This window comes from Streptomyces sp. C1-1, from assembly GCF_050214755.1.
Lineage (GTDB): Bacteria > Actinomycetota > Actinomycetes > Streptomycetales > Streptomycetaceae > Streptomyces.
The window spans coordinates 6,196,895-6,214,116 of sequence record NZ_CP189826.1 but is presented as its reverse complement, the minus strand read 5'-3'; the positions used below and the strand labels follow the sequence as shown (position 1 = coordinate 6,214,116).

The 17,222-nt window shown below is 69.8% G+C and carries 15 protein-coding genes and 1 tRNA gene; 12 read left to right on the top strand and 4 right to left on the bottom strand.

Annotated elements, in window-relative coordinates; translation table 11 throughout:
- Positions 1-43 precede the first annotated feature (43 nt).
- Positions 44-1,627: a beta-N-acetylhexosaminidase gene (locus ACQF4J_RS28430; RefSeq protein WP_427167093.1), complete on the bottom strand. Its 1,584-nt coding sequence runs from the start codon at positions 1,625-1,627 to the stop codon at positions 44-46.
- Between the two features lie 60 nt (positions 1,628-1,687).
- Here ACQF4J_RS28430 and ACQF4J_RS28425 point away from each other — a divergent pair, with 60 nt between their 5' ends.
- Positions 1,688-2,554, top strand: a complete 867-nt coding sequence (locus tag ACQF4J_RS28425) for a DUF4429 domain-containing protein (RefSeq protein WP_351565592.1) — start codon at positions 1,688-1,690, stop codon at positions 2,552-2,554.
- 28 nt (positions 2,555-2,582) lie between these two features.
- Here ACQF4J_RS28425 and ACQF4J_RS28420 read toward each other — a convergent pair whose 3' ends face one another.
- A complete protein-coding gene (locus ACQF4J_RS28420; protein WP_351565583.1) occupies positions 2,583-4,145 on the bottom strand; it encodes a purple acid phosphatase family protein in 1,563 nt (520 codons plus the stop codon).
- A 175-nt stretch (positions 4,146-4,320) separates the two neighbouring features.
- Here ACQF4J_RS28420 and ACQF4J_RS28415 point away from each other — a divergent pair, with 175 nt between their 5' ends.
- Entirely contained in the window at positions 4,321-4,578 is a 258-nt protein-coding gene (locus tag ACQF4J_RS28415) for a hypothetical protein (RefSeq protein ID WP_142152164.1), read from the top strand.
- Between the two features lie 33 nt (positions 4,579-4,611).
- The gene (gene glmS / locus ACQF4J_RS28410; RefSeq protein ID WP_351565580.1) at positions 4,612-6,429 is read left to right on the top strand and encodes a glutamine--fructose-6-phosphate transaminase (isomerizing); all 1,818 of its coding nucleotides are present in this window, start codon (positions 4,612-4,614) and stop codon (positions 6,427-6,429) included.
- 263 nt (positions 6,430-6,692) lie between these two features.
- Here the strand turns inward: glmS and ACQF4J_RS28405 are convergent, their stop codons facing one another.
- Complete coding sequence (locus ACQF4J_RS28405; protein ID WP_351800285.1) at positions 6,693-7,220, bottom strand: universal stress protein; 528 nt, start codon at positions 7,218-7,220, stop codon at positions 6,693-6,695.
- Between the two features lie 309 nt (positions 7,221-7,529).
- On the opposite strand from ACQF4J_RS28405, the gene ACQF4J_RS28400 reads away from it, so the two are divergent.
- The 5 genes from ACQF4J_RS28400 to ACQF4J_RS28380 all read left to right on the top strand — a co-directional run bounded on the left by ACQF4J_RS28400 (position 7,530) and on the right by ACQF4J_RS28380 (position 11,014).
- The gene (locus ACQF4J_RS28400) at positions 7,530-7,853 is read left to right on the top strand and encodes a hypothetical protein (protein ID WP_351565574.1); all 324 of its coding nucleotides are present in this window, start codon (positions 7,530-7,532) and stop codon (positions 7,851-7,853) included.
- Between the two features lie 378 nt (positions 7,854-8,231).
- Positions 8,232-9,461: a helix-turn-helix domain-containing protein gene (locus ACQF4J_RS28395; protein WP_351565571.1), complete on the top strand. Its 1,230-nt coding sequence runs from the start codon at positions 8,232-8,234 to the stop codon at positions 9,459-9,461.
- Positions 9,462-9,614: 153 nt separating this feature from the next.
- The gene (orn, locus tag ACQF4J_RS28390) at positions 9,615-10,223 is read left to right on the top strand and encodes an oligoribonuclease (RefSeq protein WP_351565568.1); all 609 of its coding nucleotides are present in this window, start codon (positions 9,615-9,617) and stop codon (positions 10,221-10,223) included.
- A 108-nt stretch (positions 10,224-10,331) separates the two neighbouring features.
- Positions 10,332-10,404: transfer RNA gene (locus ACQF4J_RS28385), tRNA-His, on the top strand.
- 91 nt (positions 10,405-10,495) lie between these two features.
- Entirely contained in the window at positions 10,496-11,014 is a 519-nt protein-coding gene (locus ACQF4J_RS28380) for a GNAT family N-acetyltransferase (protein WP_427167092.1), read from the top strand.
- A 10-nt stretch (positions 11,015-11,024) separates the two neighbouring features.
- On the opposite strand, the gene ACQF4J_RS28375 is transcribed toward ACQF4J_RS28380, so the two are convergent.
- Complete coding sequence (locus ACQF4J_RS28375; protein WP_351565562.1) at positions 11,025-12,083, bottom strand: LacI family DNA-binding transcriptional regulator; 1,059 nt, start codon at positions 12,081-12,083, stop codon at positions 11,025-11,027.
- A gap of 351 nt (positions 12,084-12,434) precedes the next feature.
- On the opposite strand from ACQF4J_RS28375, the gene ACQF4J_RS28370 reads away from it, so the two are divergent.
- The 4 genes from ACQF4J_RS28370 to ACQF4J_RS28355 are packed head-to-tail and all read left to right on the top strand — an operon-like array spanning position 12,435 to position 17,164.
- A complete protein-coding gene (locus ACQF4J_RS28370; RefSeq protein ID WP_351565559.1) occupies positions 12,435-13,757 on the top strand; it encodes an ABC transporter substrate-binding protein in 1,323 nt (440 codons plus the stop codon).
- Entirely contained in the window at positions 13,754-14,779 is a 1,026-nt protein-coding gene (locus ACQF4J_RS28365) for a carbohydrate ABC transporter permease (protein ID WP_200705717.1), read from the top strand. Before ACQF4J_RS28370 ends, ACQF4J_RS28365 begins: the two co-directional genes overlap by 4 nt.
- Complete coding sequence (locus ACQF4J_RS28360) at positions 14,776-15,669, top strand: carbohydrate ABC transporter permease (protein WP_351565557.1); 894 nt, start codon at positions 14,776-14,778, stop codon at positions 15,667-15,669. The genes ACQF4J_RS28365 and ACQF4J_RS28360 overlap by 4 nt, the downstream gene beginning before the upstream one ends.
- 55 nt (positions 15,670-15,724) lie before the next feature.
- Positions 15,725-17,164 (top strand): GH1 family beta-glucosidase, encoded by a 1,440-nt coding sequence (locus ACQF4J_RS28355; protein ID WP_351565554.1) that lies wholly within the window; start codon positions 15,725-15,727, stop codon positions 17,162-17,164.
- Positions 17,165-17,222: the final 58 nt, after the last annotated feature.

Below are 17,222 nucleotides of genomic sequence, written 5' to 3'. Positions count from 1 at the left end.
CCCGGAGTACGGTCCTGCGGGGTGCCCGTCCGGCATCAGCGGCCTACCGCGCGGGCCACGGCACCTGCGGCGACCGGTAGTACCCGATGCCCAGCGCGTCCCAGCGCGGCCCCTGCGCGGCGAGCCGTACCCGGTAGGCGTCCCAGTCGTGCGTGGCAGCCGGCGACCAGCCGAGTTCGGCGGCACCCGCGAGCCGCGGGAAGACCATCTGGTCGATGTCGGCGCTCGTCGCGATCGTCTCGGTCCACAGCGGTGCCTCGACACCCTTGACCGCCGAACTCGGCGCTCCGGGAAGGTAGTCGCCCGGATCCCAGTCGTACGACCGCCGGACCTCCACCAGGCCGGCCCAGTCCTGGCCGAGCGGGGTGTCCTCGGTGTACTTCATGTCGAGGTAGATCCGGTCGGCGGGCGAGAGGATCAGCCCGGTGCCGTGCTGCGCGGCCTTCGCGACCTGCTCCTTCTCCGCGGCACTGGTGTCGTCCAGGCCCCAGTACTGGGCGAGGGCGCCCTTGGCCGGGTGTGCGCCGGTCAGCTGGTGCCAGCCGATGACGGTCTTGCCGTACTTGGCGACGACCGGCTGCACCCGGTCCATGAACTTCACGTAGTCCTCGTGGCTGGTGGAGTGCGCCTCGTCGCCGCCGATGTGCAGATAGCGGCCCGGCGTGATCGCCGCCAGCTCGCGGATGACGTCGTCCACGAAGTCGTAGGTGAGCTCCTTGCCGACGCACAGCGAGCTGAACCCGACGTCGGTGCCGGTGTAGAGCGGGGGTGCCACTCCGTCGCAGTTGAGGTCGGCGTAGGAGGCGAGGGCCGCGTTGGTGTGGCCGGGCATGTCGGTCTCCGGGACGACCTCCAGGTAGCGGGAGGCCGCGTAGCGGACGATCTCCTTGTAGTCGGCCTTGGTGTAGTAGCCACCCTCGCCGCCGCCGACCTCGGTCGAGCCGCCGTAGGTGGCGAGGCGGGGCCAGGAGTCGATCGCGATGCGCCAGCCCTGGTCGTCGCTGAGGTGCAGATGCAGCTTGTTGATCTTGTAGAGGGCGAGCTCGTCGATGTAGCGCTTGACCTGGGCCACTGTGAAGAAGTGGCGGGAGACGTCGAGCATCGCGCCGCGGTAGGCGTAGCGCGGGCGGTCCGTGATCGTGCCGCCCGCGACCAGCCACGGCCCGGGCTGTACGGAGTCCTTCTCGACGGCCGCCGGGAGCAGTTGGCGCAGGGTCTGGATGCCGTGGAAGAGGCCGGCGTGCTCGTCGGCGGTGATGCGGACGCCGTCGGGTCCGCTGTCGAGGCGGTAGCCCTCCGCCCCGAACCGGCCGTGGGTCAGGCGCAGTTGGATGCCGGTGCTGCCATGCGTGACCAGGGGCAGCCGGTAGCCGGTCGACGGGCGCAGGATGTCGGCGAGGTACTGGCCGAGCCGACGTGCTTTCAGGGAGTCGTCGACGCGGATGACGGTGGAGTCGGTGATGCGGTACGGCAGACCGCCCGGCCTGACCGACTCGGGCGCGGGAACCACCCGGCCGAGGGGGGCCGGACTCTCTTTCGTCACCGAGGTCACCGTGGTCGCTCCTGCCGTGAAGGTGCCTGCCGCCGCCACGAGCAGCAGCGATCCCAGAACGCGGTGCAGTCTCACATGCACTCCCTCCGATTGGTAGAGACCACTCTCCCGCACAACCGGTGAAACAATCCCCCCATGGCGGAAATCATCCAGAAGGACGGCACGTGGGCCTTCGACGGCGACGCCCTGCGACTGACGCCCGGACGGGACAGAAACGTCAGCCTTCTCCGCCGGACTCTGGGTGAACTCGTCGTCCCGCTGGGCGCGTTGGCCGGTGTCTCGTTCGAGCAGGGCAAGAAGTCGGGGCGGCTCAGGCTGCGGCTGCGCGACGGCGCCGACCCGCTGCTGCACGCCTCCGGCGGCCGTCTGACCGAGCCCAACGACCCCTACCAACTGCTCGTGGAGTCCGACCGCTACGGGGTGGCCGAGTACTTCGTGGACGAGGTCCGCGGCGCCCTGCTGCTGGACGATGTCCCCTCCGAGCCGGTGACCGAGTACCTGCTGCCGGGCCCCTCCGTCCCGCTGTCGGTCTCCGCCGGGGACGGCACGGCGAGCTTCGACGGCGAACGCGTACGCCTGGAGTGGAACTGGAAGACGGAGGACGCCAAAGCCGCCGCCGGCGCCCGTACGCTCGCCGTCGGCGATCTGCTCGGGGTGGAGTGGCAGCCGGCCGTCGGCCTGGAGAACGGGCATCTGCGGTTCGCGGTGCGGGGCGCGGGGACGAGCGCGCCGGCCAAGTACGACCCCAACTCCGTGGAGCTGTGGGGCTTCAAGAAGGACCCGTTGATGGCCCTGGTCGCGGCGGCCGTGCAGGCGCGGCTGCCGCACCCGTCGGGGGCGACGACGGCCGAGGAGCCGCCGAAGCAGCTGCCCGAAGCGCCTCGGGACGACCACGACGCGCTGCTGCGGCGGCTGCGCGAGCTCGGGGAGCTGCACCGCACGGGCGTGCTGACGGACGAGGAGTTCCAGATGGCCAAGCAGGCGATCCTCAAGCGCATGTGAGGACCGCCCGCCGCTTGTCCGCCCGGGGCTACTTGGCCCTGCGCGCCACCGTGAAGTGGTCGATCCGGTCACCGGTCTCGGCGATGCCCGACACCTTCAGCCTGGCGTAACGCCCCTTCGAGGCGGGCTCGACGTCCACGCGCAGGAAGGAGTAGTTGAGGTAGCGCACCCGGGACCAGGCGACGGTCTCGTTGACCTTGCCGTCCTTGGTGTTGACGAAGGAGGCGACGGAGTCGCGCTCGTTCAGGTGGCCCTCGTAGGAGTCGGGCGCGCTGAACGCGTACAGGCTGCGGCCGGCGGCGCCCGCCGTCACGTAGACGACGCCCTCGGTCTCGGGGTACGCGGTCTCGCCGATCGGCAGCTTCTTGGTGACCTTGTCGCCCTTGATGACGTCGGTGCGCTCGTACTGGTGGTTGTGGCCGTTGATGACCAGGTCCACCGTGTACTTCTCGAACAGCGGCACCCACTCCTGCCGTACGCCGCCCTCCGAGGCGTGCGCGGTGGAGGTGCAGTAGGCGCAGTGGTGGAAGAAGACGATGACGAAGTCGATGTCCTTCGAGGCGCGGAACTTCTTCAGCTGGCCCTCGAACCACGTGGTCTGGGTGCCGCCGGAGATGCCGAGGTTGGCCGGGATCTCGTAGGAGACGTCGTTCGGGTCGAGCGAGATGATCGCCGTGTTGCCGTAGACGAAGGAGTACACGCCCGGCAGGTTGGCCTTGTCCGGCCCGTTGTCGGGCAGCGTGAAGCGGGCCTCCTCGCCGCCGTAGCCGTTGGGCGAGTACCAGGCCTCCATGTCGTGGTTGCCGTAACTCACCATCCACGGAACCGACTTGGCGACCGACTCGGTCTGGTACAGGAACTGGTCCCAGGTGCGCGAGTCGAAGCCGGTGTCGGTGGTCCTGCCCTGGCCGGCCGGGTCGCCGTAGGCGATGTCGCCCGCGTGCAGGTGGAAGACCGGGTTCTGGCCGAGGATCAGGCTGTCGTTGGCCAGCGCGTGGTAGCTGACGCCCTGGTCGCCGAAGGCCGTGAAGGTGAACGGCCTGCTGCGGTCGGGAGCCGTGGTGAAGGTGCCCAGGGTGCCCAGCAGGTGGGACTCGGCCGGGTCGAAGCCCTCGTGGCCGACGCCGTAGTAGTACGTGCGGCCGGGGCGCAGGTGGGTGAGCTGGGCGTGCAGGTAGTACTGCGTGTGGTCGCCGCTCGCACCGACGCCGGCCGGGGTGTAGAGGCTGCGGACCTCGGCCTCGATCTTGCGGGAGAGGTCCCAGGGGTGGGCGCCGACGCGGACGAAGGGCTTCTTCACGGCGACCGGGACCTGCCAGGAGATCGTCATCTCCGTGCGCGGGTCGTTGCCGAAGGCGAGGTGGCGGCCGAAGGGGGCGACGAGCGCGCCGTCGACGTACTCGGCCCGGGCGCTGCTCTGGGTCGGCACGGCGGCCTGGGCGACCGCGCCCGGCACGAACGCGCCACCGGCGACGGCGCCGAGCGTGACGGCTCCGCCTCTCATCAGGTTGCGCCGCGAGAATCTGGCGCGCAGGTACTCGTGCTGCTCGGCCATGCTCATGCGCTCGGCGAGCTTCTCGGGTACGCCCATACGAGGAATGTCCATGGCGTCTGAAACTCGTCCACACGGGCGACCGGACACAAGACGCCGGATGGCCAGACCGCAAACAGAGGTTCATGAGAACCCCAAAGAACCTCTGCAGAACCTTGCCCGATATCGGGCAGGATTCTTGCGAAAGCCTCGCTCGTACCTCAGGATCTACCGGGTGCACGACGAACTCGTTGATCATCTGACGCGGTCCACGCCTCTGAGCCGGGGCGAGGCACTGCGGGTGATCCAGGACGTGCTCGCCTACTTCGACGAGACGACCACGCAGTACGTCCGTCGCCGCCACCGCGAGCTGCAGGCCCAGGGCCTGGTGAACGCGGAGATCTTCGAACGGATCGAGGCGGACCTGCACTACCGTGCGGTGGCTCCGCCGGAGCTCACGCTCAGGCAGCTGCGCCGCATCGTCTACGGCTGACCTCTACGGCCAGAGAAACGGGATACCTAATACATGTGCGGAATCGTCGGATACATCGGGAAGCGTGACGTCGCTCCCCTCCTGCTGGAGGGCCTGCAGCGGCTCGAGTACCGCGGCTACGACTCGGCGGGCATCGTCGTCACCTCCCCGAAGACGGCCGGCCTGAAGATGGTCAAGGCCAAGGGCCGGGTGCGCGACCTGGAGGCGAAGGTCCCGGCCCGCTTCAAGGGCACCACCGGTATCGCCCACACCCGCTGGGCCACCCACGGCGCCCCGTCCGACGTGAACGCCCACCCGCACATGTCGGCCGACCACAAGGTCGCCGTCGTCCACAACGGCATCATCGACAACGCCTCCGACCTGCGCCGCAAGCTGGAGGCGGACGGCGTCGAGTTCCTCTCCGAGACCGACACCGAGGTTCTCACCCACCTGATCGCCCGCTCGCAGGCCGAGAAGCTGGAGGACAAGGTCCGCGAGACCCTGCGGGTCATCGAGGGCACGTACGGCATCGCCGTGATGCACGCCGACTTCCCCGACCGCATCGTGGTGGCGCGAAACGGCTCCCCGGTCGTCCTCGGCATCGGCGAGAAGGAGATGTTCGTCGCCTCGGACATCGCCGCGCTGGTCGCCCACACGCGGCAGATAGTGACCCTCGACGACGGCGAGATGGCCACCCTCAAGGCCGACGACTTCCGCACCTTCACCACCGAGGGCACCCGTACGACGGCGGAGCCGACCACCGTGGAGTGGGAGGCGGCCTCCTACGACATGGGCGGCCACGACACCTACATGCACAAGGAGATCCACGAGCAGGCCGAGGCGGTCGACCGCGTCCTGCGCGGCCGCATCGACGACCGCTTCTCCACCGTGCACCTCGGCGGCCTGAACCTGGACGCCCGTGAGGCCCGGCAGATCCGCCGCGTGAAGATCCTCGGCTGCGGCACCTCGTACCACGCGGGCATGATCGGCGCCCAGATGATCGAGGAGCTGGCCCGCATCCCCGCGGACGCCGAGCCGGCCTCCGAGTTCCGCTACCGCAACGCGGTCGTGGACCCCGACACCCTGTACGTCGCCGTCTCCCAGTCCGGCGAGACCTACGACGTCCTGGCCGCCGTCCAGGAGCTCAAGCGCAAGGGCGCGCGGGTCTTCGGCATCGTCAACGTGGTGGGCTCGGCGATCGCGCGCGAGGCGGACGCGGGCATCTACGTCCACGCCGGCCCGGAGGTCTGCGTCGTCTCCACGAAGTGCTTCACGAACACCACGGTCGCCTTCGCCCTGCTCGCCCTGCACCTGGGCCGCACCCGGGACCTCTCGGTGCGCGACGGCAAGCGCATCATCGAGGGCCTGCGCAAGCTGCCCGAGCAGATCACCGAGGTGCTGCAGCGCGAGGACGAGATCAAGAAGCTGGCCGAGCAGTACGCCGAGGCCCGCTCCATGCTCTTCATCGGCCGGGTCCGCGGCTACCCGGTGGCCCGTGAGGCCTCCCTGAAGCTCAAGGAGGTCTCCTACATCCACGCGGAGGCCTACCCCGCCTCCGAGCTCAAGCACGGCCCCCTGGCCCTCATCGAGCCGGCCCTCCCCACGGTGGCGATCGTCCCCGACGACGACCTGCTGGAGAAGAACCGCGCCGCGATGGAGGAGATCAAGGCCCGCAGCGGCAGGATCCTGGCGGTGGCCCACCAGCCCCAGGAGAAGGCCGACCACACGATCGTGGTGCCCAAGAACGAGGACGAGCTGGACCCGATCCTGATGGGCATCCCGCTCCAACTGCTCGCCTACCACACGGCACTTGCCCTCGGCCGGGACATCGACAAGCCGAGGAACCTCGCGAAGTCGGTGACGGTGGAGTAGCACCGCCCGGCGGCAACCGCCCTGTGCGCGGCCGGACTTCAACGGCGCGGACGTGAACGACCCCCTGTGTGCCACCAACACAGGGGGTCGTTCCTTCAGGGACCGGAGCCGCCCAACGCTCCGGTCCGCCGCTGCGTCAGCCGGCGGCCGTCACCCCCCGGCCTGCAGCGCGTCGCGCAAGAGGTATGCCCTTCACAAAGGCACAAACACCTCTACGCGCGAGTAGTTTCGCGCTGCACAAGGGAGTTGGGAGAGCGGAGAGCTCAGGGGATGACGATGACGGGCCGCTTCGCCCGCTTGGCGAGCCGCCCCGCGACGGAGCCGAAGATCCGTCCGACGATGCCGTGCGTGGACCCGACGACGATCGCGTCGGCCTCGTACTCGCGCCCCACCTCTTCGAGTTCGTGGCAGATGTCACCGCCGCGCTCGACCAGGATCCAGGGCACTTCGGCGAGGTAGTCGGCGCAGGCGAGTTCGAGGCCGAGCACCTCGGTCCGGTGGTCCGGCACGTCCACGAAGACCGGTGGCTCACAGCCCGCCCACACCGTGGTGGGGAGCCGGTTGGCGACGTGCACGATGATCAGGCCCGAGCCGGAGCGGTGGGCCATGCCGATGGAGTACGCGAGGGCGCGCTCACTGGACGTGGAGCCGTCGAAGCCGACGACCACGCCGTGCTTGAAGGCGGGATCGCAGGAATGGCGTGGCTCTTCCGCCGCCAGGGGCTCGGCCGCCGTGGGGTCGGCGACGGGCCGCTTGCGGTCCCTGGGTTCGAAGAATTCGTGACCGGCCATGGCTGTCTCGGCGTTTTGATCCTTTGTGGGAGGGACGACAGTGTGCGGCGGAGCTGTCCGGGAATCATCTTTCCCGCCCCATACCCCCAAGGGTACGGCGGCACGCCTCCTTAGCCCAGATCTCGCCCTCCGTCGGTGGGGGTTCCAGGGAGCATGCACGAGGGGGCGCCCGTAACGCAATGGTTGCTGCGCTGTACAGGCGGTTCGCACAGGATTCATCCGTCGCGGGCCGCGATCCGACACGAACGTGCAGTGACCGACCGGTCGAACACGCGTTGAACTGCGTGACCCTTCCCCCAGGGAGCACGCATGCCCGGACCGTCCCACGTCCCCGACCCGTCCCGCCCGCCCGAGAACCCGGCGACCGACGTCGTCCGCTGGGCGGCCTTCAGCTGCGTGCTGGTGCCCGTGGTCCTCCTCTGGTACGGCACCTCGCTCGCCGGAGCGGCGGGAACCGCCCTCGGCCTCGCCGCCGTCACAGCGGTGTGCCGACTGCTGCTGCGCCGGTCCGAACGGGGCGCGGCCCGGCTCCCGGCCGAGGAGAGCGCACCCCACCGCGGTCGCCGTCACAGAACGGGTACGGGCGCTCACCGAGGCGGACGTCACACCGGCGGAAGCACACCGGTCGGCTGACCGGTTTCCGCGCACGCGCCCGGCGCTTTTCAGCCAACTTCCGGCACCCGCGCATCCCGCCCCCGGACCACCCCCCAACCCCCGTTCGACCTGCACGGAAAGGGGGTACGGGGCCCCGCGTACCCTATGTGGATTGGCCACTGCGACAAGGCGCACTTCCCTGCACGGCCCACGAGTGCAACGCTTCGTGATCGAATGCTTCACGCCAAGTTGCCATGTCGACAATGTGCCGGTTCCCGAACTGGGTCACCCCGGCACCACGCAACACAGTAGATTCGATCTTGACGTCTTACGGCGGGGGACTCGTGCAGGACCGAGGGGAAACGTGCAGGAGCGACACAACCGAGGAGCCGCGACCACCGAGGGGGGCTTAGCAGTATGAGCCACGACTCCACCGCCGCGCCGGAAGCCGCGGCCCGGAAGCTTTCCGGGCGACGCCGCAAGGAGATCGTCGCGGTGCTGCTGTTCAGCGGCGGCCCCATCTTCGAGAGTTCCATTCCGCTGTCGGTGTTCGGGATTGACCGCCAGGACGCCGGCGTGCCGCGCTACCGCCTGTTGGTGGCGGCCGGCGAGGAAGGCCCGCTGCGGACCACAGGGGGCCTGGAACTCACCGCGCCACATGGCCTGGAGGCGATCTCACGCGCCGGGACGGTCGTCGTGCCGGCCTGGCGCTCGATCACCTCACCGCCGCCGGAGGATGCGCTCGACGCTCTGCGCCGGGCGCACGAGGAGGGCGCCCGCATAGTCGGGCTGTGCACCGGCGCCTTCGTCCTGGCGGCGGCGGGCCTGCTGGACGGCCGCCCCGCGACGACGCACTGGATGTACGCACCGACGCTGGCCAAGCGCTATCCGTCGGTGCACGTGGATCCGAGGGAACTCTTCGTCGACGACGGAGACGTACTGACATCGGCCGGTACGGCGGCCGGAATCGACCTCTGTCTCCACATCGTCCGCACGGACCACGGCAACGAGGCGGCCGGCGCGCTCGCCCGCCGCCTGGTGGTCCCACCGCGCCGGACAGGAGGCCAGGAACGCTACCTGGACCGCTCTTTACCAGAGGAGATCGGCGCCGACCCGCTCGCCGAGGTCGTCGCCTGGGCGCTGGAGCACCTCCACGAGCAGTTCGACGTGGAGACGCTCGCCGCGCGTGCGTACATGAGCCGCCGCACCTTCGACCGCCGTTTCCGGTCGCTGACGGGCAGCGCCCCGCTGCAGTGGCTGATCACGCAGCGGGTGCTGCAGGCACAGCGTCTGCTGGAGACGTCGGACTACTCGGTGGACGAGGTCGCGGGCCGCTGCGGCTTCCGCTCGCCGGTGGCGCTGCGCGGCCACTTCCGCCGTCAGCTGGGCTCGTCGCCGGCGGCCTACCGCGCCGCGTACCGGGCCCGGCGTCCGCAGAGCGACAAGCCGGCCGACGTCGACAGCGCGTCCGGCCCGCCGCCCCTGCTGCACCCCGACCAACCGGTGCCGCTGCAGAGCCGGCGGGCGGCGGCGAGCGCGGTGGGGGCGGGACCGTCCCTGTCGGCGGCGACCGCGTCCGCGGAGAACGGCCGCGAGGCGTACCTGGCCGGCCGTGCGAGCGTGCCGGGCCAACGCAGCGGAACCTGACCTCGGAACGCCGGGCGGACGCCAGCCCGTCCGGCGTTTGAGGACGAGGCCCCTTCAGGGCCGAAGTGGGGGCCCAGGGGGCGGCAACCCCCTGGGTACACCAACCCCGACACCGGTCACACCAAAAGCAAGCGCCAGCTTTAGGGTGGTCGCATGAACGATCGCATGGTGTGGATCGACTGCGAGATGACCGGCCTCTCGCTGTCCGACGACGCGCTCATCGAGGTGGCCGCCCTCGTCACCGACTCCGAGCTGAACGTACTCGGCGAAGGAGTCGACATCGTCATCCGGCCGCCGGACCAGGCCCTGGAGACGATGCCGGAGGTGGTGCGTCAGATGCACACCGCGTCCGGGCTGCTGGCGGAGCTGTCCGGCGGCACGACGCTGCAGGACGCCGAGGACCAGGTCCTCTCCTACGTCCGCGAGCACGTCAAAGAACCCGGCAAGGCCCCGCTGTGCGGCAACTCGGTCGGCACGGACCGCGGGTTCCTGCTGCGCGACATGCCGACCCTCGAGGACTACCTCCACTACCGGATCGTCGACGTCAGCTCCATCAAGGAGCTCGCCCGGCGCTGGTACCCCCGCGCCTACTTCAACAGCCCCGAGAAGAACGGCAACCACCGCGCCCTCGCCGACATCCGGGAGTCGATCGCCGAGCTGCGCTACTACCGCGAGGCCATCTTCGTACCGCGGCCCGGCCCGGACTCGGACACCGCCAGATCGATCGCGGCGAAGCACGTCCTGCCTGCTCAGCAGGGGTGACACGGGTCGCCGGAGGGGGGCCGCGAAAGCCGTGCGCGAGCACCCCTTCGGACCCTGTACACTTTTTCTCGGCCGGTCGGTAAGACCCCAAGTCCACTACCGGTCATGGTGGGTGTAGCTCAGCTGGTAGAGCACCTGGTTGTGGTCCAGGATGTCGCGGGTTCGAGTCCCGTCACTCACCCTGAACGACCAGCCGGTGGCTCCGTGAAGACGGAGCCACCGGCTGATTCGTGTTCCGGGCCCACCTCGGAATCCGGCATAGGGTGCCGGCGATGACCGAGACTCCTTCCCTGCCCACCGAGCCGTTCCGGACGAGCCGCCTGGATGCCGTCCCGCTGAGCGTCGGCCACGCCGACGAGATGGCCGCCGTACTGTCGGACCCGGCGCTGCACACCTTCATCGGCGGCAGCCCCAGCTCCCCCGAAGCCCTGCGGATCCGCTACGAACGGCTGGTCGCCGGCTCTCCCGACCCGGCCGTCTCCTGGTGCAACTGGGTGCTGCGGCGACGGGAGGACTCCCGGCTGGTGGGGACGGTCCAGGCCACCGTCGCCGGATCGGACGCGGAGATCGCCTGGGTGGTCGGCACGCCCTGGCAGGGGCGCGGCTACGCCTGCGAGGCGGCCCGCGGACTCGTGGCCCTGCTCGCCCGGCACGCCGCCCTCTCCACGGTGTCGGCGCACATCCACCCCGACCACACGGCCTCCGCCGCCGTCGCCCGGTCGGCGGGCCTGACCCCGACGGACGAGGAACACGAGGGCGAACGCCGCTGGCGCCTGGAACTGCCCCGCTGAGCGGTCGCCGTCACGACGACGCCCGGGCCTCCAGTTCCGTGGCCAGGACCACCTGCCGGCGCTCCAGCCCGCGCGAGGCCGCCGGGCGGCGGTCGGCGATCTCCTCCAGGAGGAGGTCGATCATGCGGCGGCCCATCTCCTCGATGGGCTGGCGGACACTGGTGAGCGGCGGGTCCATGTGGCGGGCGATGGCCGAGTCGTCGTAGCCGACGAGGGCCACGTCGTCGGGGATGCGGCGGCCCTCCTCGCGCAGGACCTGGCGGGCGCCGGCCGCCATGACGTCCGAGCCGGCGAAGACCGCGTCCAGGTCGGGGCAGCGGGACAGCAGCCGGGTCATCGCGCGGCGGCCACCCTCCTCGGTGAAGTCGCCCGGCTCGATCAGGGCCTCGTCCACCTCGTGGCCCGCGTCGCGCAGGGCGTCCCGGTAGCCGTCGACGCGCCGCTGGGCGCCGTAGACGTCGAGGCGGCCGGTGATGTGGGCGATCTTGTGGCGACCCCGGGCGAGCAGGTGCTCGGCGGCCGAGCGGCCGCCCCCGTAGTTGTCGGAGTCCACCGAGGTCAGGGTCTCGGCGGCCGAGCGGGGGCCGCTGATGACCGCCGGGATCTCCAGCTGCGCGAGCAGGTCGGGGAGCGGGTCGTCCGCGTGGACCGAGACCAGCAGGACCCCGTCCACCCGGTGCGCGGCCAGGTACTGGGCGAGCCTGCGTCGCTCCCGGTCGCTGCCCGCGAAGATCAGCAGCAGCTGCATCTCCGTGTCGGAGATCTCCGCGCCCACGCCCCTCAGCATGTCGGAGAAGTAGGGCTCGGCGAAGAAACGCGTCTCCGGCTCGGGGACCACCAGGGCGATCGCGTCGGTGCGGTTCGCGGCGAGGGCACGTGCGGCCGTGTTGGGGACGTAGCCGAGCTCCGCGACGGCCGCCTCGACCGCCGCGCGGGTCGCCTCGCTCACCCGGGGAGAGCCGTTGATGACCCGGGAGACCGTGCCCCGGCCCACGCCGGCTCGCGCGGCGACCTCCTCGAGGGTGGGCCGGCCCCCGCTGCGACCCCGCGCTCCGTGGCCTGTTGCCATTGGCTCCGCCCTCCCATGGACCTACGTTGGCTGAATCTAACAGCCCCGCCAGCTGCGGTGACTGCGACAGGGTGCCGTCGTCCCCGGGCCGGGGACCGTCGGGAGGGAGCAGGTCACGGACCCTGCTATTCCACTTAACGGCCAGATAACTGAACGCATAACTCCGCGTCTGCTCCCTTGACACCCCCGCCCGAACCGACGAACCTTCAACACATCACCTGTGGGAGCGCTCCCACGGTACCTGACACATACACATCCCGCACGTTCCCCGCCCGAGCCGCAGCGAGTATGAACGGGCCCAACAATGCCGTTGGCCGGGGGGTCGGCACGTCAGGCAACAGGAGGACGCAAATGGGCACGAGTACCCGACGGTCCCGCAGGCTCATGGCCGTCGCGGCCGTGGCCGCGCTGGCCACGGGGCTGCTGGCCGGCTGCTCCAAGGACTCGGACAGCGGTTCGTCGAACGACGGTGGTGGCAGCGGCAAGGGCAAGACGACGCTGACCATCGGTACCTTCGGTGTGTTCGGCTACAAGCAGGCCGGCCTCTACGACGAGTACATGAAGCTGCACCCGAACATCAGCATCAAGGAGAACGTCACCACTCGTACCGACGTGTACTGGCCGAAGGTGCTCACCCGCCTGCAGGCCGGCTCCGGCACGGACGACGTCCAGGCCATCGAGGTCGGCAACATCACCGAGGCCGTGCAGACGCAGGGCAGCAAGTTCGTCGACCTCGGCAAGGACGTCGACAAGTCCCAGTGGCTGGACTGGAAGAACGCCCAGGCCACCACGAAGGACGGCAAGCTGATCGGGCTCGGCACGGACGTCGGTCCCATGGCGATCTGTTACCGCAAGGACCTGTTCAAGAAGGCCGGCCTGGAGACGGACCGCACCAAGCTCGCCGCGCAGTGGAAGGGCGACTGGGCGAAGTACGTCGACCTGGGCAAGGAGTACATGAAGAAGGCGCCCAAGGGCACCAAGTTCGTGGACTCGGCCTCCTCGATCTACAACGCGGCCCTCGGTGGCGCGAGCGAGCGCTACTACGACAAGAGCGGCAACGTCATCTGGGACAAGTCCGACGGCGTGAAGAAGGCCTGGGACGTCGCGATGTCGGTGGCGACCAGCAACATGTCGGCCAAGCTCAAGCAGTTCGACAAGCCGTGGGACCAGGGCTACGCCAACGCGTCCTTCGCCACGGTGGCCTGCCCGGCCTGGATGATCGGCTACATCGAGCAGAAGTCCGGCGACGCCGGCAAGGGCAACTGGGACGTGGCGGCGGCCCCGACCGCGTCCAACTGGGGCGGCTCCTTCCTCGGCGTGCCGACGGCGGGCAAGCACCAGAAGGAGGCCATAGCCCTGGCGAAGTGGCTGACCGCGCCCGAGCAGCAGGCGAAGGTGTTCGCCAAGCAGGCCAGCTTCCCGTCGACCCCGTCGGCCTACGCGAACCTGAAGCCGGCCGCCGACACCACGGCGTACTTCTCCAACGCGCCGATCACGCAGATCTTCGGTGACTCGGCGAAGACCATCCCGGTCCAGGTCTTCGGCATCAAGGACCAGCCGATCAACACCGCGCTCACGGACGTCGGCATCCTCCAGGTCGAGCAGAAGGGCAAGAGCCCCTCGCAGGGCTGGGACGCGGCCAAGAACGAGATCAAGGACGTGCTCGGCCAGTGACCAGCTCCAAGGCTCTCGCGCACCCCGCGACGAGCGCCGACGCCGCGCCCGGCACTTCGCCGGGCGCGGCCCGGGGCGCTCACGGTCGCGGTACACCGCCCCAGGGCCCCTCGTCCTGGCGCAGCCGGCTGTACCGCTGGGACATGAAGGCGTCCCCGTACGCGTTCATCGCTCCCTTCTTCATCATCTTCGGGGCCTTCTCGCTGGTCCCGCTGCTGTACACGGCCTGGTACTCGCTGCACAACGTGCAGCTCTCCTCGCTGGACACCCAGACCTGGGCCGGCCTGGACAACTACAAGAACCTGCTCAGCTCGGACTTCTTCTGGAACGCCCTGAAGAACACCTTCACGATCGGCCTGATCTCGACGGTGCCGCAGCTGATGGCCGCGATCGGGCTCGCCCACCTGCTGAACTACCGGCTGCGCGGCTCCACCGTCTGGCGGGTCGTGATGCTCACCCCGTACGCCACCTCGGTGGCGGCGGCGACGCTCGTCTTCACGCTGCTGTACTCGTGGGACGGCGGCATGATCAACTGGATTCTCCACTTCGTGGGGATCGATCCGATCAACTGGCGTGAGTCCGACTGGGGTTCGCAGTTCGCGGTGTCGTCGATCGTCATCTGGCGGTGGACCGGCTACAACGCGCTGATCTACCTCGCGGCCATGCAGGCGATCCCGACCGACCTCTACGAGTCGGCGGCGATCGACGGCGCCAACCGCTGGGAGCAGTTCCGCCACGTGACGATCCCGCAGCTGCGGCCGACCATCCTGTTCACCGTGGTCGTCTCCACCATCGGCGCGACCCAGCTCTTCGGCGAGCCCCTGCTGTTCGGCGGGGTCAGCGGCTCCAAGGGCGGGTCGGAGCACCAGTACCAGACGCTCGGTCTGTACATGTACGACCAGGGCTGGATCATCGGCAACCTCGGCAAGGCGTCGGCGATCGCCTGGACGATGTTCCTGATCCTGATGATCATCGCGGTGATCAACCTGCTGTTCACCCGACGCCTGAGGAAGTCCCAATGACCACCAGTGAACTGACGCTGCCTCAGGCGCAGCCGAAGAAGCCCCGCACCCGCCGTGTGATGGGCGCGGGCAAGCAGCTGCACGCGGGCCCGGTGACCTACCTCGTCCTGGGTGTCTTCGCGCTGGTCTCGCTGGCGCCCCTGGTGTGGACGGCGATCGCCGCCTCGCGCACCGACCGGCGGCTGGCCCAGACGCCCCCGCCGCTGTGGTTCGGCGGGAACCTGTTCAAGAACATGCAGGCCGCCTGGGACCAGGCCGGCCTCGGCACGGCCATGCTCAACAGCGTGATCGTCGCGGGCACCATCACCGTCAGCACGGTGGTGTTCTCCACGCTCGCCGGCTTCGCCTTCGCCAAGCTGCGGTTCAAGTTCTCCGGGGTCCTGCTGCTGCTGACCATCGGCACGATGATGATCCCGCCGCAGCTGGCCGTCGTCCCCCTGTACCTGTGGATGTCGAACCTGGGCTGGTCCAACCAGCTGCAGACGGTCATCCTGCCGACGCTGGTGACGGCCTTCGGCACGTTCTTCATGCGCCAGTACCTGGTGCAGGCGCTGCCGAGCGAGCTGATCGAGGCGGCCCGGGTCGACGGGGCGAGCAGCCTGAGAGTCGTCTGGCACGTGGTCTTCCCCGCGGCACGGCCCGCGATGGCCGTCCTCGGCCTGCTGACCTTCGTGTTCGCCTGGAACGACTTCCTGTGGCCGATCATCGCCCTCACCCAGCAGAACCCGACCGTGCAGGTCGCCCTGAACTCGCTCGGCACCGGGTATGTACCCGACCAGGCCGTGATCATGGCGGGTGCGCTGCTGGGCACGCTGCCGCTGCTGATCGCGTTCCTGCTGTTCGGCAAGCAGATCGTCGGCGGCATCATGGCCGGCGCGATCAAGGGCTGACTCACCCCCTCATACGAATTCTCCGGTCAGTACGACCTCTCCTGGGAGCGCTTCCATGCCTCAACCCGCAACGCCGGCCACCCCGGTGACCTTTCCTCCCGCCTTCCTCTGGGGCGCGGCGACCTCCGCGTACCAGATCGAGGGGGCGGTGCGGGAGGACGGCCGTACGCCCTCGATCTGGGACACCTTCAGCCATACGCCGGGCAAGACCGCCGGCGGCGAGCACGGTGACATCGCTGTCGACCACTATCACCGCTACCGCGACGACGTGGCCCTGATGGCCGAACTGGGCCTGACGGCGTACCGGTTCTCGATCTCCTGGTCGCGGGTGCAGCCGACGGGCCGGGGACCCGCCGTCCAGGTCGGCCTGGACTTCTACCGTCGCCTGGTCGACGAGCTGCTGGCCCACGGCATCAAGCCGGCCGTCACCCTCTACCACTGGGACCTGCCCCAGGAGCTGGAGGACGCGGGCGGCTGGCCGGAGCGGGACACGGCCTACCGGTTCGCCGAGTACGCGCAGATCGTCGGCGAGGCGCTGGGCGACCGCGTGGAGCAGTGGATCACGCTCAACGAGCCTTGGTGCAGCGCGTTCCTCGGTTACGCATCCGGCGTGCACGCGCCGGGCCGCACGGACCCCGAGGCGTCGCTGCGGGCCGCGCACCACCTCAACCTGGCCCACGGCCTGGGCACTTCGGCGCTGCGCGCGGCCATGCCGGCCCGCAACTCCGTCGCGCTCAGCTTGAACTCCTCCGTGGTCAGGCCGCTTTCGCCGCAGGACCCGGCGGACCTGGCGGCGGTGCGCAAGATCGACGATCTGGCGAACGGGGTCTTCCACGGCCCGATCCTGCACGGCGCCTACCCCGAGTCGCTGCTGTCGGCGACCGAGTCGATCACCGACTGGTCGTACGTCCTCGACGGCGACCTGCGCGCGATCCACCAACCGCTGGACGCGCTGGGCCTCAACTACTACACGCCGACCCTGGTTTCGGCGGCCGGCACCCCGGTGACCGGTCCGCGCACCGACGGCCACGGCGCCAGTGAGCACTCCCCCTGGCCGGGCGCCGACGACGTCTCCTTCCACCAGACGCCGGGCGAGCGGACCGAGATGGGCTGGACGATCGACCCGACGGGCCTGCACGAGCTGATCATGCGCTACACGCGGGAGGCTCCCGGTCTGCCGCTGTACATCACCGAGAACGGCGCCGCCTGCGACGACAAGCCCGACCCCGACGGCCGCGTCCACGACCCCGAGCGCATCGCCTACCTGCACGGGCACCTCTCGGCGGTCCGCCGCGCCATCACCGACGGCGCGGACGTCCGCGGCTACTACCTGTGGTCCCTGATGGACAACTTCGAGTGGGCGTACGGCTACGAGAAGCGCTTCGGCGCGGTCTACGTCGACTACGCCACCCTCGCCCGTACGCCGAAGTCCAGCGCCCTCTGGTACGGGCAGGCGGCGCGGTCCGGGACGCTGCCGCCGGTGATCTCCGACTGACGGGCCGGCCGCCCGGCCGACCGGGCGGCCGGAGAGCGGGGGGCGGGGCGCGGCGCCC

Bases quoted from the DNA above. Each gene is read 5' to 3' on its own strand.
- ACQF4J_RS28400 (WP_351565574.1), top strand. From the start codon at position 7,530: ATGCCCGGACCGTCCCACGTCCCCGACCCGTCCCGCCCGCCCGAGAAC.
- ACQF4J_RS28425 (WP_351565592.1), top strand. From the start codon at position 1,688: ATGGCGGAAATCATCCAGAAGGACGGCACGTGGGCCTTCGACGGCGAC.
- ACQF4J_RS28370 (WP_351565559.1), top strand. From the start codon at position 12,435: ATGGGCACGAGTACCCGACGGTCCCGCAGGCTCATGGCCGTCGCGGCC.
- ACQF4J_RS28380 (WP_427167092.1), top strand. From the start codon at position 10,496: ATGACCGAGACTCCTTCCCTGCCCACCGAGCCGTTCCGGACGAGCCGC.
- ACQF4J_RS28395 (WP_351565571.1), top strand. From the start codon at position 8,232: ATGAGCCACGACTCCACCGCCGCGCCGGAAGCCGCGGCCCGGAAGCTT.
- ACQF4J_RS28420 (WP_351565583.1), bottom strand. From the start codon at position 4,145: ATGGGCGTACCCGAGAAGCTCGCCGAGCGCATGAGCATGGCCGAGCAG.
- ACQF4J_RS28405 (WP_351800285.1), bottom strand. From the start codon at position 7,220: ATGGCCGGTCACGAATTCTTCGAACCCAGGGACCGCAAGCGGCCCGTC.
- ACQF4J_RS28355 (WP_351565554.1), top strand. From the start codon at position 15,725: ATGCCTCAACCCGCAACGCCGGCCACCCCGGTGACCTTTCCTCCCGCC.
- orn (WP_351565568.1), top strand. From the start codon at position 9,615: ATGAACGATCGCATGGTGTGGATCGACTGCGAGATGACCGGCCTCTCG.
- ACQF4J_RS28360 (WP_351565557.1), top strand. From the start codon at position 14,776: ATGACCACCAGTGAACTGACGCTGCCTCAGGCGCAGCCGAAGAAGCCC.
- glmS (WP_351565580.1), top strand. From the start codon at position 4,612: ATGTGCGGAATCGTCGGATACATCGGGAAGCGTGACGTCGCTCCCCTC.
- ACQF4J_RS28375 (WP_351565562.1), bottom strand. From the start codon at position 12,083: ATGGCAACAGGCCACGGAGCGCGGGGTCGCAGCGGGGGCCGGCCCACC.